The sequence below is a fragment of the Streptomyces sp. NPDC002386 genome (assembly GCF_053593175.1).
This window is the reverse complement of record NZ_JBSFBX010000010.1, coordinates 137,887-160,083: the sequence shown is the minus strand read 5'-3', so window position 1 is coordinate 160,083 and position 22,197 is coordinate 137,887. Positions and strand designations below refer to the sequence as shown.

Here is a 22,197-nt window from a genome sequence, read left to right as displayed (position 1 = left end):
TCCGCAGTACGTTCCGACACCACCTCACCATGCCCCGTAGTTCGGCGGCGGTCACGCGGGGAAGCATCTCCGGCATGAGGATCCCGGGGAGATCTGCCGCCGTACTCGCCGCACTCGTCTCGACCGCCGCCCTCGCCGCGCTCAGCGGCTGCACCGTGCGGCCCGCGGACGCCGACGGCAAGCACCACCTGCCGGTGCGCATCGAGCTGCCGTCCAGCCACGCTCCCACTGCCACCCGGTCGGCCCAGTCCGGCGGGGCGGCCGGGTCGGCCGGGCGGGCCGCCCCGACCCCCGCCGTCCGGCCCACCGGGGCCGCGCCCCGGGTGCTGTGGTCGCGCGGCGACAGCGGTACGGGCGTGCGTGAGCTTCAGGCACGGCTGCGTCAGGCCGAGTGGCTGTTCGACGGGCCGACCGGGACGTACGACGATCTGACCGAGCGCGCCGTCAGCGGCTTCCAGGGCAAGCGCGGGCTGCCGCGGACCGGCGAGCTGGACACCGTCACCTGGCAGCGGCTGCTGGGCATGACCCACCGGCCGGGCAAGTGGGAGCTGTACCTGATGGGCGGCCAGCCGGCCGACCCGCCCGACCCGCGCTGTCTGACCGGGCGGGTGCTGTGCGTCAGCAAGACTAGCCGGACGCTGCGGTGGATGGTCGACGGGCGCACGGTCGAGACGATGTCGGTCCGCTTCGGCAGTCAGTACACGCCGACCCGTGAGGGTGTGTTCCACGTCTACTGGAAGTCCAGGCACCATGTGTCGACGCTCTACGACTCCCCGATGCCGTACGCGCTGTTCTTCAGCGGCGGCCAGGCGGTGCACTATTCGTACGACTTCGCGGCCCGGGGCTACGCGGGCGGCTCGCACGGCTGCGTCAACGTCCGGGACGAGGCGGCGATCGCCGCGCTGTTCGCCCAGGTGCGGGTGGGCGACAAGGTCGTCGTCCACTGGTGAGGGATTCGGGGCGCGGGCGGGACCGGGGGAACGTGTCCCGCCCGCGCCATATGCACGAGCCGTGGGTACGGGGGGAACCCCGGCTCAGTGCGACGGCCGATGACCAGTCGGCTCACTCATTACTGCGTCGAGGGGCCCGGAAACGTCACACCTCTCGCGAAAAAAATTTCGCGAGAGGTGAATTCGCAGGTCACAGGGGTGAGGCGAGCCCTGAGCGGGCGGTCAGAGGGCGGAGTACGTGGGGCTCGGCGAGGGAACCGGAGCGGCGCCGCGCCGGCCGGGGCCCGCGGGCGTGCGGTCCGCCGGGGAGGGGGACACCGCCGCACCCCGGTGCCGGCCGCCGTGATGACCGTGGCCTCGGCCGTCCTCGTCGCCGCCCTGGCCGTTCTCGTCACCGTTGCCGGTGCCGCCCTTGTCCTTGCCGCCGCCCTTCCCGGCCTTGCCCGAGCCGTCGCCCGAGCCGTCGCCGGCGTCGTCGTCCCCGCCGGTGGGGGGCCGGCCCGTCAGGACGGCGTCGCAGTACTTGCCGACCCGCGCGGCACCGCCCGCCAGACCCTCCAGGGCCCGCTTGCGGCTGTTGCCCAGGTCCTTGCCGTCCCGGATGTCACGGCAGGCCGTGGTGGCGTCCCGCCACCAGTTGCCGGTGGTCCCGCGGGACGCGCCGGGGCCCGGCGTTCCGCCCTTGTCGGTGCCGGTGGTGGCGCCGCCCGAGGGGGCTCCGCCGGCGGACGCGGCGGGGCCGCGAGGGGTGACCGTGCCGTCGCCGGGGCCCTGCGGGGTCCGGGCGGAGGGCGAGACGCGCGGCCGTCCGTGCGTCTCGTCCGCGGACACGGAGGCGGCGGGAGCCGGGCGGTCCTCCTGGAACGGGATGGGCAGCACTCCGCTGCCCGCGGCCATCGCGACCCCGCCCAGCGTGCCGGCGGCCACCGCCGCGGCGAGCGTCAGGCGGACCGGCCGGGCCCAGCGCGGGCGGCGGGAGCGGCTTCCGGAACGGGCCGGGGCGCCGATGCGGACCAGGCCCTCGCCGGTGCCGGCCGCGACGGGTGCGGCGGCCCTGCCGGGGGCGCCGTCGCCGAAGGCGGCGGCGGTGCGCTCGGACTCGGCCGCCTCGCGGGCCTTGCGGAACGCGGCCAGCGCGGCCTCCTCGCCGCGCAGTTCACCGCTCGCCTCGGCCGCCTGGACGGAGAGCGCGCTCAGCGCTTCGGCGAGGCGTTCGGCCTGGTCACGGACCGCGGGGTCGAGGGACGCCGGTGACTCTCCGCGCAGCAGACGTTCCGCCGTTTCCCCGGTGAGCCACTCGTCAGGGTCCCGGGGGTCGTCCCCCGGAGGAACACAGCGCTCGTCGGCCATCACATGTCCTTCTGCGTCCGCGGACGCGTATGCGTCACAGTGGCGGACGTCACCGCGCGGCCACGCGGCTCTCGCTGGAGCGGCAGCGCGTCGAGCACACCCGCCGATTCCGGATCGCCGCCGAGCAGCTCCGCGAGCCGTTTCAGGCCCCGGTGCGCGGCGGTGCGCACCGCGCCCGCGCGCTTGCCGAGCGTCTCGGCCGCGGACTTGGCGTCGAGGCCCATCACCACGCGCAGCACGACCGCTTCGGCCTGGTCCTGCGGGAGCCGCGCGATGAGCGAGAGGGTGCTGTCGGTGGTCAGTGCCTCGATGGCCTCGCCCGCCGTGTCGGAGTCGGCGGCCCGGCCGGTCAGTTCCGTTTCGTCGCCGCCGATGGCGGGGCGGCGGCCGCGCATCCGTATGTGGTCGAGCGCGCGGTTGCGGGCGATCCGGGCGGCCCAGCCGCGGAAGCGGTCGGCGTCGCCGCTGAACCGGTCGAGGTCCCGGGCGATCTGGAGCCATGCCTCGGACGCGACGTCCTCCGCGTCCGGATCTCCGACCAGCGTGCGTACGTATCCCAGCAGTCGCGGCTGCACCGCGCGGTACACCGTCCGGAAAGCGGTCTCGTCCCCGTCCTGTGCCGCACGCACCGCGGTGGTCAGCTCCGCGTCGTCCCCCAGCACCGCACTCCCTTTACGCCATGTCTTCGGTCCGGCGCGAAAGGCACGTTACGGCGAGAAGCCCGCCGCGTCCATGTCTGTAGAAGATGCAACTAACTCGTGACGTGTCAGGGCGCGACGGGGTGTGACAGAAAACGCACTCCCGACGCTGAAGAAAGTACGGGCCGCCGCGCGGCCCGTGAAGCGCGACGGCCGGGGCCTCTCCTGTGGGGGGTGGCGGCCCCGGCCGTTGCCCTGGCCCCGGACTTCCGCCCGGGCGGGGTCACTTCTTCTCTCCGGCCCGCTCGGGATCGGCCGCCTTCTGACCCGGACTTCCGCTGTTGTCGGCCGCGTTGCCCGTGCCGTTGCCCGAACTCCGGTCCGAGCCACCGCCCGAAGCGCTGCCCGACGAGCCGCCCGTGCCGTTGTCCGGGTGGCTCGGCCGCGCGGGGGGCGTCGTCCGCCCGGGGGGCGTGGTCCGCGCCGCGCAGTAGTCGGCGACCTCGTCCTCGCCGCCCGCGGCGACGACGAGCCGCTGCCAGGCCGTCGAGTCCAGCGCCTTGCCCCGGCCCCGGGTCTGCTCGAAGGCGCGGCAGTGCGCGCGCAGGTCCTGGGCGGTGGCCGGGTGGTGCGGGCGGGCCGGGGGCGCCGCGGACGCGGAGCCGGCCGGCTCGGCGGCCGGCTGCCGGGGTGCCGAGCTCGCCGGCGGCCGCGTACCGCGCGGGCCGGTGCCGCCGTCGTCGTGCCGGGCGAAGCCGGGCGAGCCCATCGCCGCGAAGGCGACGCCGCCCAGCGTGAGGCTCGCCAGGAACACCGAGAGCGTGGTCCGCGCCGAGAGACTCGCGCGGCGCGGCCGCCCGGGCCGCCAGTCGTCCCGGCGCCGGGTCCGCGCCGGGACGCGCCCGGAGTCGCGGGCGGTGCGGAAGGCGGTCACGGCGCGCCGTTCGGCCTCGGGGTCGACGACGTCCGCCCCGTTTCCGCGGAGCGCGGCGGCGATCCGGGCCTCGAACCCGGTGTCCGGACCGGCCGGCGCGGGGCCGAGGACGGCCCCGCCGGGGTGCCCGCGCCGGCGGGCGGGCAGCCCCTCGCCGCTCAGCCGTTCACCCATGCCTGTTCCCGTCCCTGGTCCGGCCCGCCGGATCGCCCCGGGAGCCTCGTGCCACTGCCTGTGCTGGTCGTGCCGCTGATGCTGCTTCCGCCTGACCTATACGGCCGCCGGCCGTCTGCGTTCATTTCGACTCACCCAGCGTCCGGGGGCCGTCATCCGTCACACCCTCGTCCGCCGCGCCCGTCCCGCCGAGCTGCCGGGCGAGCCGCTTCAGCCCGCGGTAAGCGGCGGTGCGGACCGCGCCGGGGCGCTTGCCGAGGACCCGCGCCACGGACGGGCCGTCGAGACCGACGACCACCCGGAGCAGGACGGCCTCGGCCTGGTCGCGGGGCAGGGCGCGGACCAGTTCGAGGGCCCGCTGGGTGGAGATGGACTCCAGTGCCTGGTCGTGCGTGCTGTGCGGTCCGGGCAGGTCCAGCACGTCCTGTTCGAGCCCGGCCGCCGAGCGGGGCCGTACCCGCTGCCTGCGCAGGTGGTCCAGGGCCCGGTGGCGGGCGATGGTCGCGGTCCAGCCGCGGAACCCGGCGCCGTCGCCCCTGAACCGTCCGAGGTCGCGGGCTATCTCCAGCCAGGCGTCGGAGGCCACGTCCTCCGCGTCCTCGCCGACCAGACCGCGCAGGTAGCCGAGCAGACCCGGCTGCACCATCCGGTACGCCGCCGCGAACGCGGCCTCGTCCCCGTCCTGGGCCCGCGCGACGGCAGCGCCCAGTTCCCCGTCGTACGCCTGTACGCGGCGGGGTTCGCCTCCCTGGCCCAAGAACCGTCCTCGTCCGTACCGGGCACGGGCCGTCCCCGAGCCCCAAGGTCATCAGCGCCGCAGCTCACAGTTTTGTCACAGCCCCGCGGCGCGTCCGGCGGAAGCCGTCAGGCGGCCGCCCTGCGCACCCGGCCGTGCAGGGTCAGGTAGAAGGTCTGCAGGGACTCCTCGGGGCCGCCGGACTCGAAGCGGTTGACCACCCTGCCCAGCGGGTTCCAGACCCGGCCGTCCCCCATGCGGACGCCGGCCGGCTGCCCGAAGTAGGCGCGCTGACCGGAGTCGAAGTCCACCCACACCGCCCCCGCGCGGCGCACCAGCACCTCACCGACGTACGCCCCCAGGCCGAGCAGTGTCCCGTGCACCCGTTCCCGGTCGGCGCCGCCCTTGCGCAGTCCGTCGATCAGGAAGTCGACGATCCGCAGGCTGCGCTCGGAGTAGTCCAGCGGCAGCCGGTTGCGGGCGGTGACCCGCGTGACGAAGGCGGCCGCGCAGGCCCGCATCTCCTCGGCGGACGGACGTTCGCACACTTCACGCATGAGACGGTTCCCCCTTGGCTCGGCAGCGGGAGAACTACGGGCCGCAATCCTCCAGTTGCTCAAGCGGAGGCGCCCTCGCGAACATCACGGGTAGCGGAAGTGTCCATCACCACACAGGAAAGTCATGGGTGGCGTACAACCTTCGGGGCCGCTCGCGCATCGGACCCTGGGCCCGGCAGACGTCTTCAGTGCTTCGGCGGGACGGGGTCGACGCAGTCCACGAGCACCGTGCGGTGTGCCGTGTCGACGTGGAACGAGCCGGTGTAGCGCCCCTGGGTGACGGCCCGGTCGAGCCGGTCGCTGTGCTGCCAGCGCGCCTCGCCGGGCAGGAGGTCCGCGATCTCGTCGGGCAGCCCCCGGGGGGTCTCCGCGACCGGGTTCTCCCCCAGGTCCCCGACGACCCTGGCGAAGGCCGCGGGCGCGAGGCGCACGACACCGACGAGCCGCACGTCCGTCGGCCCGGGCACGCGTTCGTCGCCGGCGTTCAGGACCACACCGCACCAGTGCGTCCGCTCCGGCGTCCCGAAGACGGGGAAGCGCTTCTCGATCGGCGCCGGGTCGGTCCGTACGGAGCACCGGCCCCGCTCGTCGCCGCCGTCCCCCGGCGAGGCGCACGAGGTGAGCGGGGCGAGCGAGGCCGACACCGCCAGCCCCGCCGCGAGTACGCGAATGTGTCCCACTGCCGACCGCCCCGTTTCCGCTCGCCGATGCCGGACCCGAACGCACCGGGTGCCCGGGCGACGGTCCGGCCACCGACCGTACCGCGAGGGGCCGTTCGGCGGCCGGGGCCGGACTCCGGGCCCCGGACCGGGGTGACGTTCCGCGCCGTCCGCGCGCTGAACAGGTGTCACCTGTGTGGCAGGTGATGTCACCGTGTTCATTTTCTAGGGGTGGGACAGTTGAGTCCTCGCAGGACCCATGCGTACAGACCGCTCAGTCTCAAGCGACGGGCGTGGCTGACGCTCGGCGCCGTGGTGCTGGGCGGTGCCGGGGCCGTCACGTACGCGGTGGCGGACCCGGGTGCGCACAACGACGGCAAGGGCGCGGGCCGCAGGGCCGCCGTCCACACAGTGAAGCTGGCGGACCAGGGCGGGGGCCGCCGCGGGCTGGGCGAGCGGGACACCGAGCGGTTCAGCGCCGCGCTGCTCACCTGGGACAACGAGCGGGCCGAGCTGAAGGGAACGCCGGAACTCCGCTACCGCTCGCGGGAGACCGGGAAGTGGTCGGACTGGGCGAAGCTGCCCGACGACCCGTTCTCCGCGGACGGCGCCGAGGGCGCGCGGGCCAAGGCGCGCGGCGGCACCGGTTCCATGTGGACGGGTGACGCGGACGGCGTCGCGGTCCGGGTGGTGAACCCCGACGGCACCACGACGTCCGGGCTCCCGGCCGGGATGGACGTCAAGCTGCTCGACCCGGGCACGGACCCGGCGGGCGGCTCGCAGCCGGCCGCCTTCGCCGTGGACCCCACGTCGTCGGCGCCGTCCGACCCGTCGTCACCGACGGACTCCCCGGCGCCCAGTGACACGGTGTCGGCGCCGGAGACGTCGTCCCCCTCGCCGTCGGTGTCCGACTCGGCCGGCGCGTCCGCCTCGCCGTCGGTGTCCGACTCGGTCTCCCCGTCCCCGTCGAGCACCGTCCCGGAGCCGCGGCCCTCCACGGTCGTCAAGCCGTCGGTCATCTCGCAGGCCGAGTGGGGTGCCTCCACGGACTACGACGGCACGCCGAGCTACGGCACGGAGATCAAGGCCGCCGTCATCCACCACACCGGTGTCGACAGCGACAACACGGTGTCCTGTGCCGACTCGCGGGCCCGGATGCGCACCATCCAGCAGGAGCACTTCTCCCGCGGCTACTTCGACATCGGCTACAACTTCGTCGTGGACCGCTGCGGCCAGATCTTCGAGGGCCGCAGCGGCGGCATGGACCTGCCGGTGGTGGGCGCGCACGACATCGGGTTCAACACGAACACGGTCGGCATCTCCTACATCGGCAACTACATGTCGGCGAAGCCGTCCCGGGCCGCGCTCGACTCGATCGCCCGGATCGTGGCGTGGAAGTTCGGGATGTACGGCATCGACCCGACCGGCAAGGTCACGCTGACCTCGGGCAGCCCCAAGGGGCAGGACGGCAACCTGATCGACAAGGGCCAGGACATCACCCTGCCCCGGGTCTTCGGGCACCGTGACACCAACGCCACCGCCTGCCCCGGCGACAACCTGTACAGCAAGCTGCCCCTGATCGCCGCGCTGGCGAAGACCCCGGGCATCTCGCACGCGCTGCCGACCTCCGACCGCGACCGGGACGGCCTGGCCGACCTGGTGGCGGGCACCCCGAAGGCGAACTCGGTGACGGTCGTGCCGGGCGGCGTGGACGGTCCGGTCTCCGCGAGCAGGCTCACGCTCACCCAGAGCAGCCCGGGCGTCCCCGGCTCCTCCGAGTCCGGTGACAGCTTCGGCACCTCGACCGCCTGGGGCGACGTCAACGGCGACGGCTACGCCGACCTCGCGGTCGGCGCGCCCGGCGAGGACGACACCAGCGGACACGCCGACCGGGGCGCGGTCACCGTCCTGTACGGCCCCGGCCTCGACTCGGGCTTCTCGTACACCACGTCGGGCAGCGTCACGGCGACCGGTGCCAAGCTCGGCTCCGCCGTCGCGGTCGGCGACTTCGACGCCGACGGCAAGGCGGACGTCTTCTCGGCCGGCACCGGCAAGGGCGGCAGCTGGAACGTCCGGCCGGCCGGCGGCGCCACCACCTCCGGCGCCCTGACCACGGCCACCGGCTCCGTCGCCTACCTGGACGCCGCGACCGGCGACTTCAACCGGGACGGGTACGCCGACATCGCCCTCAACTACCGGGACACGGGCGGCATCGGCCGTGTCGTGCGGTTCGCGGGCTCGGCGACGGGCCTGACCAAGGCGGGCGTCATCTCGGTCAAGGGCGGCCGGTCGGTCGCCGCGGGCGACGTGAACGGCAACGGCTACGACGACATCGTCATCGGCCAGCCGTACACGAGCGAGTCCGGGGGCAAGTCGGGCGGCCAGGTCACCCTGGTGCCGGGCTCCTCCAGCGGGTTCACCACCACCGGCATGGTCACCGTCCACCAGGACACCACCGGCGTCCCCGGCGGCAACGAGTCCGGTGACGCGATGGGCGCCTCCGTCTCGGTCGGCGACTACGACGGCGACGGCTACGCGGACGTCCTGACCGGCCTGCCCGGCGAGGACATCACCCGCGACGCCGTGAACCGGGCCGACGCGGGCTCGGCGCTGCTCGTCAAGGGCGGCGCCTCGGGCCTCACCGGCTCCGGCGCGATCGCGGTCTCGCAGGACACCTCTGGCGTGCCGGGCAACACCGAGAGCGGTGACAAGGCCGGCTCGTCGGTGTCCCTGACCGACCTGTCCGGGTACGGCCGCGCCGACCTCACGCTCGGCGTGGCGGGCGAGGACAGCGGCAACGGCATCCTGATGTACCTGCCGAGCAACGGCTCGGGCCTCGGCTACAGCCAGACGGCCGTGCTGAGCAGGACGATGCTCGGCACCCCGACGGGCGCCGGGCTGGGCGTGACGCTGGCGCCGTAACACCCGTTCGGCCCACCGGCCGGGATCCCGCCTCGCGGCGGGTCCCGGCCGGTGCGCGTCCGGGGCCGGTCCGCGGCCCGGCGCGCCGGTGTCAGCCGGCCGTCCCGCTCGTGGCGTCCCGGCACAACAGGCGCAGTGAGCCGTGGCCGGCGTAGGCGCGGCGGGCCTCGTCGATGGGGTCCCACAGGCGGCCGTCGGGTGTGCGGAGCCAGTGCTCGCCGCCGGACGACCACCACTCGGCGCCGGTCCGGCGGGCGACGACCTCGCCCGCGTAGGCGCCGAAGCCGCGCAACGCGTGCTCGACCGCCGCGTAGGGCGGGCCCTCGCGGCGGATGCCGTCGATCATCCGGTCCACCCGCCACAGGCTCTGCACCGAGTAGTCGAGCCTGAGCCGCGCGCCCTCACGCATGGCCGCCACGGTGTCCGCGGCCCAGCGTGCGGGCTTGGCCGCGGCATGCGGCCTGGTCTCCTGCTGTGCTGTCACGTAGTGCGCTGTCACATAGGGAAAAGCGGGCCGCGCGGGGCATCCGTCACAGCGATCCGGCCGGTTCCCGCAAACGGCGCAGGACCGCCCCACCGCCACCGCAGGACGGACACAGGACTTTCCCAGCGACCGGGTTTGCGGTTTACCCGTCCCCTATGTGCCGGTTCGGCGGGCGCCGGTCCGGTACCGGTCCTTCAGCCGCGGCCGCGGGCCCTGCGGGAGACCACGGCGCTCAGCACCCGGCGGCCCTCCACCGACACGTCCAGGGCCCGGCGCAGGCCGTTGGTGCCGTGCTCGGCGAGGAGTTCCAGCACGACGGTCTGGCGGCGCAGTTCGGCGGCGACGAGCGGAGGCAGTCCCCCGGCGTCGCCGGCCCGGCCGGCCTCCAGGCCGCCGGTGTCGTCCGGGCCGTCGGCGGCGGGGTCGAGCAGCCGGTGGATGCGCAGGGAGGCGACGGAGCAGGCGTCCGCCCAGGCCCGTACCGCCTCGGGGGTGCGCTCGGCCGGGGCCTCGTCCAGCATGCGGTGGGCGAGCCGCGCGGCCTCGTCCTCGTCGGAGTCCTCCGGGCCGAGCGCGCCGCGCGCCTTCTCCAGGCCGCCCGCCCAGTCCGAGCCCTCGGCGACGCTCGCCCACAGCGGGCGCAGCACCTCGTCGTCACCGCCCAGCAAGGGCACGCACCGGTCCAAACAAGCCAGCCCGCTCACGGCCAGCCCCCGTTCGCCGGCTTGCGCGATCAGTTCCACCAGGCTCATGGAAGCCTCCCTCGCCAGGGCGCCGCCTTTACGGAGCCCGCACTTCCCCTTACTGCGTGCAACGGGCCGAGGGTGTCACAGCCGAAGCTTTTCAGCCAAGAGTCATGACGAACCCGGGACCGGCGAGGGCCCGGTCGCGCTCCATGCGGGTCAGCTTGAGGACCACCAGAACGGCGAGGACGGCGGCCGCGGCGTCGAGGGCGTCGGCGACGACCAGCCCGAGCAGCGCGACGGTGGCGCGGGCGAGGCACTCCGGTGAGCGCAGACGTGCTGCGGGCATGATCGGGACCCCCCGTGTCCTCGTGCGATGCGGCACGCGGAAGATACCGTGCCCGGCGGGCGCTCAGCCCAGCCGGTCCGCCAGCGCCTTGAACTCGGCCCAGGACAGCGCCGGCTTCCCCGGGTCCCACAGCTTCTGCACGGTGGCCCTGAGCGGCATCCGGATGCCGGCGGCGACCTGCGCCTCGGTCTGGGCGCCCGGGATGTCGCTCCACACGGCGAACGAGCCGCCGGGGATCTGCCCGTCGTAGCTGGACGGGACGGCGGTGGTGCCGCGCAGCACGCGCGGGTTCCACTGCTCGTAGATCCGCTGCCCGGTCGGGTAGACGAAGGTCTGCGGCTGGCCGAGGACGTAGTACAGGAACTCGTCGTTGTAGTTGATGACCTTGCGGCCGTCGCGCAGGTACTCCACCGGCTGCCGGGCGCCGATCTCCTTGCCGGTCCAGTAGGCGACCTGGAGGTCCTTGGCGGGCCGCACGGAGGTGTCCCGGAAGAAGCCGTCGTTCCAGGCCCGCATGGTCCGGTGGTGGGCGCGGACGGTGGCGGCACGGTCGTTGAGCCAGCCGGTGGCGAGGTCGGCGACGGTCGCGCCGGAGCCGTACTTCCGCTGGGCGGCGGCCGCGAGCTGCGGGTAGGAGGCCTGCGGGTCGGACACCGTCAGCGCCTGGTACTCGTCGCCGCCGAGGTGCCACTGGTTGCCCGGGAAGACCCCGGCGTACTCGTTCAGCAGGTCGTCGACGATCTTCGCGGAGCCGGGCTTGGAGATGTCGATGGCACCCCGCGTGGGCACTCCGTTCGCGTTGCGGAGCTGCAGGTCCGGGTGGGCGGCGATGACGGCGCCGAGGTGGCCGGGCGAGTCGATCTCGGGCACGACCGTTATGTGCCGGCTCTTCGCCAGGTCCACGATCCGCTTGACCTGCGCCTTGGTCAGATGGTCCTTGGAGACGATCTCCGGATGGCTGCCGGACTCGATCCGGAAGGCCTGGTCGTCGGAGAAGTGCAGGCCCAGCTCGTTGTACTTCAGGTCGCCCAGTTCGCGTATCCGGTCCTCGATCCAGGACGCGCTGTACGGCTTGCGGGCTATGTCCAGGTTGAAGCCGCGCACCGGCTTGGCGGGCTGGTCGCGCACGACGCCCTCCGGTGCCGTGCCGCCGCCGTGGACCTCCTGCTTGAGGGTGCGGGTGCCGTAGAACACGCCGCTCTCGGCCGGCCCGCTGATGTCGACCCGGCCGTCGCGGACGGTCATGGTGTACGACTCCGGGTTGCCGCCCCGCTTGCCCAGCGTGAGCCGGACGTCCCCGGCCCGCTTGTCGTCCTTCTGCCCGGCGTACGTGAGCCCGAGCTCGCCGGCCGTCAGCCGGCCCTCGTCGGCCAGCGACGGATCGCTCACCACCAGCCGCTCACCCTTCTTCGGGCGCCAGCCGGGGCCGTGCGCCGCGGTGTGGGAGGCGACCGCGGGTATGGTGCGCGGCGCCTGGGAGAGCGGATAGGAGCGGCTGGGCGACGGACTGCTCGGCGCCCGGCCCGCCGGGGCCTGCGCCACGTCCCCGGCCGGTCTTCCGCCGGTGTCGGCCGAGGCCCATATGCCGACGCCCACGCCGAGCGCGACGGTCCCCGCGAAAGCCGCGGCGACCACCGCCCGCTTCCGCCTCACCTGCTGCGCCGACGCCCGGCGCCTGTGCTGCGTCACTCAGCCAACGTACGACCGATCGGCCCGTCACCCGTCATCGAGGTGTTCCGAAACTCTTCCGTACGGGTGAAATTCAGATACCCGTCGGACACACTGTGACCACTCTCGATAACGTAGCGACACAGCCTTCACAAGATCCCCTGCCACACCACCCGTGACGCGAGGACCCACGCTGCCTGCGCATCGTCTCCCGTACCTCCCTACGCCGCTGGACGCCTTCAACGCCGCCCCCGCCGACGAGGCGCGCGCGATGCTGCTGCGCTGCCTGCGCAATCCGCGCTGGTCCGGGCGTATCGCGGAGCACCGCCCCTATCCCGACCTGGACGCCCTGCTGGCGGCGGCGGACGAGGCGACGTACGACCTGCCCGCGGCCGAACTCGCCGGGGCCCTGGCGGGCGAGCCGCTGCCCGAGCTGCCGGAGGACACCTACCAGGCGGCACACATGGCGCTGAGCGCGGCGCACGCCGCCTACGAGGCGAAATTCGGGCACACGTTCGTCATCTACCTGGGCGACACCCCGGCGTACGAGGTCATCGACCGCATCCTCGAAGGCATCCGGTCACGATTGGCGAACGATCCCGAGGAGGAGCGGGTCATGGCGACGGAGGAGCTGCGGCGCCTGGCCAAGCACCGGCTGGCGGCATTCCTGGCGGGCCCGGCGGCCCGCCCGTCCGCGGCCCCGCCGAGCGGCGCGACCAGCCACAACACGCCCGCTACCGGCATATGACCGCACGCACCACCCGAATGCCGCACCCCTAGCCCGTACGGTGCCACTTTGATCACACAAGTAGGCCCCCCGTAAGCCGCGCCGCGGCGCATGGATACGATGCTGAGGGCCGGTGGACCGTACCCGGCCGGGCCCGACCGACCGTGAAGCCGGCGCGGCCCTAGTCCCCGCTCCCGGAGGGTTCTTCCGTGCCGGCTGGAACGCTGTACCGCGGACGGGAAGGAATGTGGTCCTGGGTGGCTCACCGAGTCACCGGCGTCCTCATCTTCTTCTTCCTGTTCGTGCATGTGCTGGACACCGCACTCGTCCGTGTCTCCCCCGAGGCCTACGACAAGGTCGTGGTGACCTACAAGACGCCGATCGTCGCGCTGCTGGAGTACGGCCTCGTCGCCGCCATCCTCTTCCACGCGCTCAACGGCCTGCGCGTCATCGCCGTCGACTTCTGGTCGAAGGGCCCGCGCTACCAGAAGCAGATGTTCTGGACCGTGATGGGCGTCTGGATCGTCCTGATGATCGGCGCGCTCTACCCGGTCCTCGGCCACGCCGTTCGTGCCCTGTTCGGGAGCTGACACTCATGTCCACGACTGAAACCCCCGCGTCCGGAGTCGGCCCCGTCGAGGGCGCCCCGGTGTACTCCGTCGACAACCCGGCCCCGCTGATCGAGGCGCCGCGCAGGCGGACCAAGAAGAGCCCCAAGTCCACCCGGGGCAACTTCGAACTGGCCGCCTGGCTGTTCATGCGCCTGTCCGGCATCGTGCTGGTCGTCCTGGTCATCGGCCACCTGCTGATCCAGCTCGTCCTGGACGGCGGCGTCTCCAAGATCGGCTTCGCCTTCGTGGCCGGCCGCTGGGCGTCCCCGTTCTGGCAGGTCTGGGACCTGCTGATGCTGTGGCTCGCGATGCTGCACGGCGCCAACGGCCTGCGCACGGTCATCAACGACTACGCCGAGCGCCCGAACACCCGGCTGTGGCTGAAGGCTCTGCTCTACACCGCCACGGTGTTCACCATCCTGCTCGGCACGCTGGTGATCTTCACCTTCGACCCGAACATCCGCTAGGCACGGGGCTGCGAGAATCATGAAGATCCACAAGTACGACACAGTCATCGTCGGCGCCGGCGGGGCCGGCATGCGCGCGGCCATCGAGTCGACGAAGCGCAGCCGCACCGCGGTCCTGACCAAGCTCTACCCCACCCGCTCCCACACGGGCGCCGCGCAGGGCGGCATGGCCGCCGCGCTGGCCAACGTGGAGGAGGACAACTGGGAGTGGCACACCTTCGACACGGTCAAGGGCGGTGACTACCTGGTCGACCAGGACGCCGCGGAGATCCTGGCGAAGGAGGCCATCGACGCCGTCCTCGACCTGGAGAAGATGGGCCTGCCGTTCAACCGGACGCCCGACGGGACGATCGACCAGCGCCGCTTCGGCGGTCACTCCCGCAACCACGGCGAGGCCCCGGTCCGCCGGTCCTGCTACGCCGCGGACCGCACCGGCCACATGATCCTCCAGACGCTGTACCAGAACTGCGTCAAGGAGGGCGTGGAGTTCTTCAACGAGTTCTACGTCCTGGACCAGCTCATCACCGAGGTCGACGGCGTCAAGAAGTCGGCCGGCGTGGTGGCGTACGAGCTGGCGACCGGCGAGATCCACCTCTTCCAGGCGAAGGCCGTGATCTACGCCTCCGGCGGCACCGGCAAGTTCTTCCGGGTGACCTCCAACGCGCACACCCTCACCGGTGACGGCCAGGCCGCCGTCTACCGCCGGGGCCTGCCGCTGGAGGACATGGAGTTCTTCCAGTTCCACCCGACCGGCATCTGGCGCATGGGCATCCTCCTGACCGAGGGCGCGCGCGGCGAGGGCGGCATCCTCCGCAACAAGGACGGCGAGCGCTTCATGGAGAAGTACGCGCCGGTCATGAAGGACCTCGCGTCCCGTGACGTCGTCTCCCGCTCCATCTACACGGAGATCCGGGAGGGCCGCGGCTGCGGTCCCGAGGGCGACCACGTCTACCTGGACCTCACCCACCTGCCGCCGGAGCAGCTCGACGCCAAGCTCCCGGACATCACCGAGTTCGCGCGGACGTACCTCGGCATCGAGCCCTACACGGACCCGATCCCGATCCAGCCGACCGCGCACTACGCCATGGGCGGCATCCCGACGAACGTCGAGGGCGAGGTCCTGGCGGACAACACCACCGTCGTCCCCGGCCTGTACGCGGCCGGCGAGGTGGCCTGCGTGTCGGTGCACGGCGCCAACCGCCTGGGCACCAACTCGCTGCTGGACATCAACGTGTTCGGCCGCCGCGCGGGCATCGCCGCCGCCGAGTACTCGGCGAAGGCCGACTTCGTCGAGCTGCCGGAGAACCCGGAGTCGCTCGTCGTCGAGCAGATCGAGCGGCTGCGCAACTCCACCGGCAACGAGCGGGTGGCCACCATCCGCCGTGAGCTGCAGGAGACCATGGACGCCAACGTCATGGTGTTCCGCACCGAGCAGACGATCAAGACGGCCGTCGAGAAGATCGCCGAGCTGCGCGAGCGCTACAAGAACGTGGCGATCCAGGACAAGGGCAAGCGGTTCAACACGGACCTCCTCGAGGCGATCGAGCTGGGCAACCTGCTCGAACTGGCCGAGGTCATGGCGGTCTCGGCGCTCGCCCGCAAGGAGTCCCGCGGCGGTCACTACCGCGAGGACTACCCGAACCGCGACGACGTCAACTTCATGCGGCACACCATGGCGTACCGCGAGGTCGGCGCCGACGGCTCGGAAACCGTCCGTCTCGACTACAAGCCGGTCGTCCAGACCCGCTACCAGCCGATGGAGCGTAAGTACTGATGGCTACCCCTGTTCTGGACAAGGCGGACGCGGCCGGCCAGCCCGAGCCCGGCTTCGCCGACTCCCCCTACATCACCGTCACCTTCCGGATCCGCCGCTTCAACCCGGAGGTCTCGGCGGAGGCGGCCTGGGAAGACTTCCAGCTGGAGATCGACCCCAAGGAGCGCGTCCTCGACGGTCTGCACAAGATCAAGTGGGACATCGACGGCACCCTGACCTTCCGCCGTTCCTGCGCCCACGGCATCTGCGGTTCCGACGCCATGCGGATCAACGGCAAGAACCGCCTGGCGTGCAAGACGCTGATCAAGGACATCAACCCCGAGAAGCCGATCACGGTCGAGCCCATCAAGGGCCTCACGGTCCTGAAGGACCTGGTCGTGGACATGGAGCCGTTCTTCCAGGCGTACCGGGACGTCATGCCCTTCCTCGTCACGAAGGACACCAACGAGCCCACGCGCGAGCGTCTGCAGTCCGCCGAGGACCGCGAGCGCTTCGACGACACCACGAAGTGCATCCTCTGCGCCGCGTGCACGTCGTCCTGCCCGGTGTTCTGGAACGACGGCCAGTACTTCGGCCCGGCCGCGATCGTGAACGCCCACCGCTTCATCTTCGACAGCCGTGACGAGGCGGGCGAGCAGCGCCTGGAGATCCTCAACGACCGCGACGGCGTGTGGCGCTGCCGCACGACCTTCAACTGCACGGACGCCTGCCCGCGCGGTATCGAGGTCACCAAGGCGATCCAGGAAGTCAAGCGCGCGCTGATCACGCGCCGCTACTGAGGTCGTCCGCAGGACCCGCCGAGGGCCCCGTTCCCCCTGGGAACGGGGCCCTCGGGCGTGCGGAGAACGAGCCCCGCCGGAACCGCTCCGGTGGGGCTCCTCGCGTATGGTCGGGTTTGAGCCCTAATGTGACGACATGTCAGACAAAGGGTCGTACGAACTGCTCGGGTTCGACAACGCGCTGTTTCCCGTCGGCGACCTCGGCGAGGCCGTCGGCTTCTACGAGCGGGCCGGGTTCACCGTCGGGTTCCGGCTCGACGAGGCCGGGATCGCCCTGCTGAAGGTCGGTGGCGAGATGCCCGGGATCCTGCTGCGCGCCGAGGAGGCGCTGGGGCACCGGCCGCCGCCGTGGCCCTCGCCGCGGCTGTGGCTCGAGGTGCCGGACGCGCGGGCGGCGGCGCGGGAGCTGGCCGCCGCCGGGATCGCCTCGCTCGACGAGCCGTTCGCCGGGGCCACCGGCTGGACCGTCGAGATCGCCGACCCCTGGGGGAACGTCATCGGGTTCACCGACTACAGCAAACGCCCCGAGCTGGGCCGCCGGAGCTGACGCGCGGAGCCGGCGCGGCCCCTCGCCCCCATTGAGTTGAACATGTTCAAAAGCAGGTCTAGAGTCATCCCTGTCAGCGTTTTGAACGCGTTCAAGAAGGGGTGGGGCATGGACCGCACCGTCATCGCCTACGTCATCTACCTGGCGGTCAGCATCGCGCTGACCGTCTGGGTGGCCCGCACGCTCAGCCGCAACGGCCGGGTCTTCCTGTCCGACGTGCTGCGCGGCAACGAGAAGCTCGCCGACGCCGTCAACCACCTCCTGGTGGTCGGCTTCTACCTGGTCAACCTGGGCTTCGTGGCGCTGTACCTGAACGACAGCGGCGACATCGAGGACACCCGGGGCATCTTCGAGGCCCTGTCGGCCAAGCTCGGCGTGGTGCTGCTGGTGCTCGGCGTGATGCACCTGGGCAACGTGTACGTGCTCAACCGGATCCGGCGGCGCGGGCTGATGGAGCGGGAGCAGCAGCCCCCGGTGCCCCCGCAGGCCTGGATCCCGCCGACGGCCGGGGCGTGAGCGCGGTGACCTCCACGCAGGACCGGGGCGGCGCGTCCGTCCCGGTCCGCCGGCTCACCGTCCTCTACGACGCCGAGTGCGCCCTCTGCGCCCACCTGCGCGACTGGCTCGTACGGCAGCCGAAGCTGGTGCCGCTGGAGCTGGTCCCGGCCGGCTCGGACGAGGCCCGCCGGCGCTACCCGGGACTCGACCACGCCGCCACCCTTCAGGAGGTCACCGTGATCGGCGACTCCGGGCAGGTCTACCAGGCCTCCCGCGCCTGGATCGTCGTCCTGTGGGCGCTGCGCGAACACCGCCCGCTCGCCCACCGGCTGAGCACCCCGGCCGGCGCCCGGCTGGCCCGGGGCGCGGTACTGGCGGCCGCCAAGTGGCGGGGCGCGCAGTGGGGCGGGCAGGCGTACGCGCGGACCGACGGATGGTCGTACGACACGCGCACGGGCTGGACCTTCAATCCGCCGACCTGTTCCGGCGGCGCCTGCGCCACTGGTTAGGCTCCTGTCGTGCCCGCGAAGAACGAAGGCCCCGAAGAGGCCGGCCCCCAGACCAAGTCGGAACAGACCCGCGCGCTCATCCTGGAGACCGCGATGCGGCTCTTCCAGGAGCGCGGCTACGACAAGACGACCATGCGGGCCATCGCCAAGGAGGCCGGAGTCTCCGTAGGCAACGCCTACTACTACTTCGAGGGCAAGGAGCACCTGATCCAGGGCTTCTACGACCGGATCGCCGCCGAGCACCAGGTGGCGGTCCGGGAGGTCCTGGACCGGGAGACCGATCTGGAGGCCCGGCTCGCGGGCGTGCTGACCGCGTGGCTGGACATCGCCCGGCCGTACCACGAGTTCGCGGTCCAGTTCTTCAAGAACGCCGCCGACCCCGACAGCCCGCTCAGCCCGTTCTCCCCGGAGAGCGAGCACGCCCGGGAGCAGGCCATCAGCGTCCACCGGGAGCTGCTGGCCGGCTCGAAGTCCAAGGTGGCTCCCGAACTGCGGGACGTGCTGCCGGAACTGATGTGGCTGTCCCAGATGGGCCTCGTCCTGTACTGGGTGTTCGACCGCACCGAGGGCCGCGAGCGCAGCTACCGGCTGGCGCGGCGCGGGGCCCGGCTGACCGCCCGCGGGGTGGCCCTGGCCCGGTTCCGGGTGCTGCGCCCCCTGGTGCTGGAGGTCCACGAGCTGTTCACGGACTTCCTGCCCGGGATGACGCGGGCACTGCCGGACCCGGCGGCCAGGGCCGGACGCGAGGGCGGTCGCGCGGAGGAGAACGGGGCCGGGGACTGACCCCTCACCCGCGGGGCGTCAGATCCACTGCAGGCGCCACAGGCGGAACACGCCCGTGCCGTCCGAGAGGTACTGGCCGCCGCCGACGTCCTCGGTGCTGACCACGTACTCCTTGCGCTGCCACAGCGGGATCAGCGGCACGTCGGCCGCCACGTCCCCCTGGATGTCGCGGAAGTCGTTCGAGGTCCGCGAACGGTCGGCGTACTGCTGGCTGTTGCGGATGAGCGCGTCGACGGCCTTGCTGCTGTAGCCGGTGCTCATGGTGGAGCCGGTGCCGACCAGCGGGGAGCCGAAGGTGTCCGGGTCCGGGTAGTCGGCCACCCAGCCGACCGCCCAGGCGTCCATCTTCCCGGCGGCCCAGCGCTTCTGGAAGTCGGTCCACTCGTAGCCCTGGACGTCCACCTTGAACAGGCCGCCCTTCTCGAGCTGCTGCTTCAGCTCCGCGGCCTCCTCCGCGCCCGCGCCCCGGCCCTTGCCGTAGCCGAAGGTGAAGCGCACCGGCAGGGTCAGCCCGGCTTGGGTGAGCAGCTCCCGCGCCTTGGCGGTGCTCTGCGTCGGGTAGGTGTCGAAGAAGGACGTGGTGTGGCCGATGATGCCGGTCGGGATCAGCGAGTACAGCGGGTCGACCGTGCCGTCGTACACCTTCGCGGCCAGTCGCTCGCGGTTGACCAGCCAGGCCATGGCGCGGCGCACCCGGGTGTCGTGCAGCGGCGAGCCGGCGCGGGTGTTGAGGTACAGGTTGCGGGTCTCGGAGCTGTCCGACTCCGTGACGCGCTGGGTGGGGTCGCTCGGGTTCAGCTCGGACAGGACCTGCGGCGGCAGCGTCCGGGTGGCGACGTCGAGCTGCTTGTGCTGCCAGGCGCTCTGCAGCTTCTGGGAGTTCGCGTAGTAGCGCAGCTCGATGGGGCGGCCGGTGCCGCCGAGGTAGCCCTGGTATCGCCCGTAGGGCGCGAGGACGGCCTTCTGGTCCTTGGTGTACGAGGTCAGCGTGTACGGGCCGGTGCCGTCGACACCGGTGTCGGTGCGCAGGGCCCTGGCCGGATAGGCGTCCTTGTCCACGATCGAGCCGGCACCGGTGGCCACCTTCAGCGGGAAGGTGGCGTCCGGGGACGACAGATGGAAGGTGACGGTCGTCGCGCTGTCGGCGGTCACCGAGCCGAGGGTGGAGAACAGCGACGCCGGGCCGACGTCCGAGTTGATCTTCTTGACCCGGTCGAAGGAGTACTTCACGTCCGCGGCGGTGAGCCCCCGCCCGCTCGGGAAGGTGATGTCGTCACGCAGCGAGCACCGGTACGTCTTCAGCCCGCCGCCCTCGAAGGTGCAGCTCTTCGCCGCGTCGGGGACGGGCTGGACCCCGCCCGGCTCGAAGGTCAGCAGTGTCTGGAAGACATTGCTGAACAGGGCCCAGGAACCGGCGTCGTAGGCGCCGGCCGGGTCCAGTGAGGTGACGGCGTCGGTGGTGCCGACGGTGATCGTCCGGTTCTTGTCTCCCTGCGACGGCAGCAACTGCCAGCCGCCGATTCCCACGACCGCGAGTACGAGCAGCGTCACGAGAATGCGCATGCGAACAGATCGCATGGTGGTGCCCCTCCCAGGCCTGCCAGGGCCCTACCCCTGGCCCAGCACAAAAAAACGGCCACTCCCCTAGTGGCGCGGCTCACCTAATCACACCTGTTTCAGCTGGGGGAAGAGCTATCGGCCCGAATGAGGGAGAACTTACCGAGGTGTTGTTTCCGCCGAATTCCACAGCCTCTTCACAGGGAGGTGGAAGCGGTTTCCGCCACGCGCGCCGGAGGGCGGGTCAGGCGCGCGTGGCGGCCAGCTCGATCACCGTCACGTCCGAGGGCGCGTCGACCCGGGTGGGCGGTCCCCAGGCGCCGGCGCCCCGGCTGACGTACAGCTGCGTGTCGCCGTAGCGTTCGAGGCCGGCCACGGTGGGGTTGGCGGCGGCCGCGATCAGATTGCCGGGCCAGAGCTGGCCGCCGTGCGTGTGACCGGAGAGCTGGAGGTCGACGCCGTGCCGGACCGCCTCGTGGATCTGCACCGGCTGGTGGGCGAGCAGCACACAGGCACGGGCGGGGTCCCGGTCGCCGAGCGCCTTCGCGAAGTCCGGGCCCCGGCCCTCGCTCTCGCCCTGGAGGTCGTTCACCCCGGCCAGGTCGAAGTGGGGCAGTTCGGTGCGGGCGTTCTCCAGCGGGTGGAGGCCGAGGGTGCGCACCTCGGCGACCCACTGCTCGGCACCGGAGAAGTACTCGTGGTTGCCGGTGACGAAGTACGCCCCGTGCCGGGCGCGCAGCCGGGCCAGCGGCGCGGCGGCCGGGCCGAGGTCCTTCACGCTGCCGTCCACCAGGTCGCCGACGACCGCGATCAGGTCCGGCTGGGTGGCGTTCACGGTGTCGACGACCCGCTGCGCGAAGCCGCGGCCGAGGACGGGCCCGAGGTGGACGTCGCTGACGACGGCGATCCGGAACCCGTGCGCGGCGCGCGGCAGCCGGGCGAGCGGCACGGTGACGCGCTTGACCCGCGGGCCGCGCAGGACGCCGTAGGTGCCCTGCCCGACCGTTCCGACGGCGGCGGCCGCGGCGGCCCCGCCCACCACCCGGGAGACGAACAGCCGCCGGGAGGGGGCACCGTTCGCGCGCGGCGCCCGCCCGGCCGGCTCCGGCGCGTCGGGCACGTCGGGCGCCTCCGGCGCCGGCCGCGGAGCCGCCGGCACGGTCTCCGGCTCCCGTACGGGGGTCTCGGCGGTCCGCGCCCGGCGCGCCAGGAGCCGGGACAGCAACGGCCGTACGAGCTCGCCGGCCACCACCGCAACCAGCAGGTACAGCGCCAGCGCCATCCACAGGAAGCCGGGCCAGGCGAGGGTGCGCTGGAGCCAGAAGGGGGCACCGGAGCGTTCGGCGACCAGCGCGCCGACCATCAGCAGCGGGCCGGCGACGAACACGGTCGTGCCGGCGCGGCGGGCCGGGCCCGGGCCGCGGGTGGTGTCGCGGACCAGACGGCGCCACACGTACCAGTGCCCGAGCACCAGCACGGTCAGCACGGCCGCCGCGATGAGGACGAGGACGATGACCACGCTGCAGTGTCTCCCGCTATGACTTCCGGCGCAGTGCGCGCAGTCCGCGCAACCCGATGACCCCGATGACCGTCCCCAATACGAAGGAGACGATCGCCAGCAGCAGATGCACCCAGAAGTACGCGGTCGGGTGGCCGTCGTCGAAGGCGAGTCCGCTGCCGTCCGCGGCCAGGTTCTTGACGAAAGTGATCCAGATGACCCAGCTCCACACCCCGAACGCGAGCAGGAACCAGGAGACCGGGCGGCTGAGTTTCACGGAGACTGACCTTTCGACACGACGCCGGGGCCGGGCGACCGGCCGGGGGTCCGGGGGTTGTCCCCC

Annotated in this window: 24 protein-coding genes; 11 read left to right on the top strand and 13 right to left on the bottom strand. The window is 72.5% G+C overall.

The window, feature by feature from the left end:
• Window positions 1–74: 74 nt before the first annotated feature.
• Window positions 75–950, top strand: a complete 876-nt coding sequence (locus ACWCPN_RS21325; RefSeq protein WP_392292053.1) for a L,D-transpeptidase family protein — start codon at window positions 75–77, stop codon at window positions 948–950.
• A gap of 222 nt (window positions 951–1,172) precedes the next feature.
• Here the strand turns inward: ACWCPN_RS21325 and ACWCPN_RS21320 are convergent, their stop codons facing one another.
• From ACWCPN_RS21320 to ACWCPN_RS21295, 6 genes are all read right to left on the bottom strand, one after another.
• Window positions 1,173–2,300 carry a hypothetical protein gene (locus ACWCPN_RS21320; RefSeq protein ID WP_451208345.1) on the bottom strand — a complete coding sequence of 376 codons (1,128 nt, stop codon included), beginning with the start codon at window positions 2,298–2,300 and terminating at the stop codon, window positions 1,173–1,175.
• The gene (locus ACWCPN_RS21315) at window positions 2,300–2,962 is read right to left on the bottom strand and encodes an RNA polymerase sigma factor (protein WP_451208342.1); all 663 of its coding nucleotides are present in this window, start codon (window positions 2,960–2,962) and stop codon (window positions 2,300–2,302) included. The genes ACWCPN_RS21320 and ACWCPN_RS21315 overlap by 1 nt, the downstream gene beginning before the upstream one ends.
• 259 nt (window positions 2,963–3,221) lie before the next feature.
• The gene (locus tag ACWCPN_RS21310) at window positions 3,222–4,046 is read right to left on the bottom strand and encodes a hypothetical protein (protein ID WP_451208340.1); all 825 of its coding nucleotides are present in this window, start codon (window positions 4,044–4,046) and stop codon (window positions 3,222–3,224) included.
• A 121-nt stretch (window positions 4,047–4,167) separates the two neighbouring features.
• Window positions 4,168–4,803, bottom strand: a complete 636-nt coding sequence (locus tag ACWCPN_RS21305) for an RNA polymerase sigma factor (RefSeq protein ID WP_451208337.1) — start codon at window positions 4,801–4,803, stop codon at window positions 4,168–4,170.
• 107 nt (window positions 4,804–4,910) lie between these two features.
• Window positions 4,911–5,339 carry a hypothetical protein gene (locus ACWCPN_RS21300; RefSeq protein WP_451208335.1) on the bottom strand — a complete coding sequence of 143 codons (429 nt, stop codon included), beginning with the start codon at window positions 5,337–5,339 and terminating at the stop codon, window positions 4,911–4,913.
• Window positions 5,340–5,524: 185 nt separating this feature from the next.
• Window positions 5,525–6,019: a hypothetical protein gene (locus tag ACWCPN_RS21295; protein WP_451208332.1), complete on the bottom strand. Its 495-nt coding sequence runs from the start codon at window positions 6,017–6,019 to the stop codon at window positions 5,525–5,527.
• 294 nt (window positions 6,020–6,313) lie between these two features.
• On the opposite strand from ACWCPN_RS21295, the gene ACWCPN_RS21290 reads away from it, so the two are divergent.
• On the top strand, window positions 6,314–8,920 hold the full coding sequence (locus ACWCPN_RS21290) for an FG-GAP-like repeat-containing protein (RefSeq protein ID WP_451208686.1): 2,607 nt from the start codon (window positions 6,314–6,316) through the stop codon (window positions 8,918–8,920).
• A 91-nt stretch (window positions 8,921–9,011) separates the two neighbouring features.
• Here the strand turns inward: ACWCPN_RS21290 and ACWCPN_RS21285 are convergent, their stop codons facing one another.
• The 4 genes from ACWCPN_RS21285 to ACWCPN_RS21270 all read right to left on the bottom strand — a co-directional run bounded on the left by ACWCPN_RS21285 (window position 9,012) and on the right by ACWCPN_RS21270 (window position 12,089).
• Window positions 9,012–9,404: a hypothetical protein gene (locus tag ACWCPN_RS21285; RefSeq protein ID WP_199211691.1), complete on the bottom strand. Its 393-nt coding sequence runs from the start codon at window positions 9,402–9,404 to the stop codon at window positions 9,012–9,014.
• Between the two features lie 194 nt (window positions 9,405–9,598).
• Window positions 9,599–10,156 (bottom strand): hypothetical protein, encoded by a 558-nt coding sequence (locus ACWCPN_RS21280; protein WP_199211690.1) that lies wholly within the window; start codon window positions 10,154–10,156, stop codon window positions 9,599–9,601.
• Window positions 10,157–10,247: 91 nt separating this feature from the next.
• Window positions 10,248–10,436 carry a hypothetical protein gene (locus tag ACWCPN_RS21275; protein ID WP_451208329.1) on the bottom strand — a complete coding sequence of 63 codons (189 nt, stop codon included), beginning with the start codon at window positions 10,434–10,436 and terminating at the stop codon, window positions 10,248–10,250.
• A 63-nt stretch (window positions 10,437–10,499) separates the two neighbouring features.
• Window positions 10,500–12,089: a beta-N-acetylhexosaminidase gene (locus ACWCPN_RS21270; RefSeq protein WP_451208684.1), complete on the bottom strand. Its 1,590-nt coding sequence runs from the start codon at window positions 12,087–12,089 to the stop codon at window positions 10,500–10,502.
• Window positions 12,090–12,279: 190 nt separating this feature from the next.
• On the opposite strand from ACWCPN_RS21270, the gene ACWCPN_RS21265 reads away from it, so the two are divergent.
• From ACWCPN_RS21265 to ACWCPN_RS21225, 9 genes are all read left to right on the top strand, one after another.
• Complete coding sequence (locus ACWCPN_RS21265; protein ID WP_451208327.1) at window positions 12,280–12,852, top strand: 2-oxo-4-hydroxy-4-carboxy-5-ureidoimidazoline decarboxylase; 573 nt, start codon at window positions 12,280–12,282, stop codon at window positions 12,850–12,852.
• 188 nt (window positions 12,853–13,040) lie between these two features.
• The gene (gene sdhC, locus ACWCPN_RS21260) at window positions 13,041–13,421 is read left to right on the top strand and encodes a succinate dehydrogenase, cytochrome b556 subunit (protein ID WP_451208323.1); all 381 of its coding nucleotides are present in this window, start codon (window positions 13,041–13,043) and stop codon (window positions 13,419–13,421) included.
• 5 nt (window positions 13,422–13,426) lie between these two features.
• Complete coding sequence (locus ACWCPN_RS21255; protein ID WP_451208320.1) at window positions 13,427–13,909, top strand: succinate dehydrogenase hydrophobic membrane anchor subunit; 483 nt, start codon at window positions 13,427–13,429, stop codon at window positions 13,907–13,909.
• 19 nt (window positions 13,910–13,928) lie between these two features.
• Window positions 13,929–15,683, top strand: a complete 1,755-nt coding sequence (gene sdhA / locus ACWCPN_RS21250) for a succinate dehydrogenase flavoprotein subunit (RefSeq protein ID WP_451208317.1) — start codon at window positions 13,929–13,931, stop codon at window positions 15,681–15,683.
• The gene (locus ACWCPN_RS21245) at window positions 15,683–16,462 is read left to right on the top strand and encodes a succinate dehydrogenase iron-sulfur subunit (protein WP_365120740.1); all 780 of its coding nucleotides are present in this window, start codon (window positions 15,683–15,685) and stop codon (window positions 16,460–16,462) included. Before sdhA ends, ACWCPN_RS21245 begins: the two co-directional genes overlap by 1 nt.
• Before the next feature lie 136 nt (window positions 16,463–16,598).
• On the top strand, window positions 16,599–17,009 hold the full coding sequence (locus ACWCPN_RS21240; RefSeq protein ID WP_451208314.1) for a VOC family protein: 411 nt from the start codon (window positions 16,599–16,601) through the stop codon (window positions 17,007–17,009).
• 108 nt (window positions 17,010–17,117) lie between these two features.
• Window positions 17,118–17,525 (top strand): hypothetical protein, encoded by a 408-nt coding sequence (locus ACWCPN_RS21235; RefSeq protein ID WP_451208310.1) that lies wholly within the window; start codon window positions 17,118–17,120, stop codon window positions 17,523–17,525.
• Window positions 17,522–18,016, top strand: coding sequence for a thiol-disulfide oxidoreductase DCC family protein (locus ACWCPN_RS21230; protein ID WP_451208307.1), 495 nt, complete (start codon window positions 17,522–17,524; stop codon window positions 18,014–18,016). Before ACWCPN_RS21235 ends, ACWCPN_RS21230 begins: the two co-directional genes overlap by 4 nt.
• A gap of 9 nt (window positions 18,017–18,025) precedes the next feature.
• Window positions 18,026–18,799, top strand: a complete 774-nt coding sequence (locus ACWCPN_RS21225; protein WP_451208304.1) for a TetR family transcriptional regulator — start codon at window positions 18,026–18,028, stop codon at window positions 18,797–18,799.
• Window positions 18,800–18,817: 18 nt separating this feature from the next.
• Here ACWCPN_RS21225 and ACWCPN_RS21220 read toward each other — a convergent pair whose 3' ends face one another.
• From ACWCPN_RS21220 to ACWCPN_RS21210, 3 genes are all read right to left on the bottom strand, one after another.
• Complete coding sequence (locus ACWCPN_RS21220) at window positions 18,818–20,362, bottom strand: ABC transporter substrate-binding protein (RefSeq protein WP_451208301.1); 1,545 nt, start codon at window positions 20,360–20,362, stop codon at window positions 18,818–18,820.
• 238 nt (window positions 20,363–20,600) lie between these two features.
• Window positions 20,601–21,875 (bottom strand): metallophosphoesterase, encoded by a 1,275-nt coding sequence (locus ACWCPN_RS21215; protein ID WP_451208297.1) that lies wholly within the window; start codon window positions 21,873–21,875, stop codon window positions 20,601–20,603.
• Between the two features lie 16 nt (window positions 21,876–21,891).
• Window positions 21,892–22,131 (bottom strand): SCO4848 family membrane protein, encoded by a 240-nt coding sequence (locus ACWCPN_RS21210; protein ID WP_199213805.1) that lies wholly within the window; start codon window positions 22,129–22,131, stop codon window positions 21,892–21,894.
• Window positions 22,132–22,197: the final 66 nt, after the last annotated feature.

What these genes read in the sequence shown, in the direction of transcription:
- ACWCPN_RS21320 (WP_451208345.1), bottom strand. Translation starts at nt 2,300, where the DNA reads ATGGCCGACGAGCGCTGTGTTCCTCCGGGGGACGACCCCCGGGACCCT.
- ACWCPN_RS21245 (WP_365120740.1), top strand. Translation starts at nt 15,683, where the DNA reads ATGGCTACCCCTGTTCTGGACAAGGCGGACGCGGCCGGCCAGCCCGAG.
- ACWCPN_RS21310 (WP_451208340.1), bottom strand. Translation starts at nt 4,046, where the DNA reads ATGGGTGAACGGCTGAGCGGCGAGGGGCTGCCCGCCCGCCGGCGCGGG.
- ACWCPN_RS21280 (WP_199211690.1), bottom strand. Translation starts at nt 10,156, where the DNA reads ATGAGCCTGGTGGAACTGATCGCGCAAGCCGGCGAACGGGGGCTGGCC.
- ACWCPN_RS21235 (WP_451208310.1), top strand. Translation starts at nt 17,118, where the DNA reads ATGGACCGCACCGTCATCGCCTACGTCATCTACCTGGCGGTCAGCATC.
- ACWCPN_RS21300 (WP_451208335.1), bottom strand. Translation starts at nt 5,339, where the DNA reads ATGCGTGAAGTGTGCGAACGTCCGTCCGCCGAGGAGATGCGGGCCTGC.
- ACWCPN_RS21325 (WP_392292053.1), top strand. Translation starts at nt 75, where the DNA reads ATGAGGATCCCGGGGAGATCTGCCGCCGTACTCGCCGCACTCGTCTCG.
- ACWCPN_RS21255 (WP_451208320.1), top strand. Translation starts at nt 13,427, where the DNA reads ATGTCCACGACTGAAACCCCCGCGTCCGGAGTCGGCCCCGTCGAGGGC.
- sdhA (WP_451208317.1), top strand. Translation starts at nt 13,929, where the DNA reads ATGAAGATCCACAAGTACGACACAGTCATCGTCGGCGCCGGCGGGGCC.
- ACWCPN_RS21220 (WP_451208301.1), bottom strand. Translation starts at nt 20,362, where the DNA reads ATGCGCATTCTCGTGACGCTGCTCGTACTCGCGGTCGTGGGAATCGGC.
- ACWCPN_RS21275 (WP_451208329.1), bottom strand. Translation starts at nt 10,436, where the DNA reads ATGCCCGCAGCACGTCTGCGCTCACCGGAGTGCCTCGCCCGCGCCACC.
- ACWCPN_RS21240 (WP_451208314.1), top strand. Translation starts at nt 16,599, where the DNA reads ATGTCAGACAAAGGGTCGTACGAACTGCTCGGGTTCGACAACGCGCTG.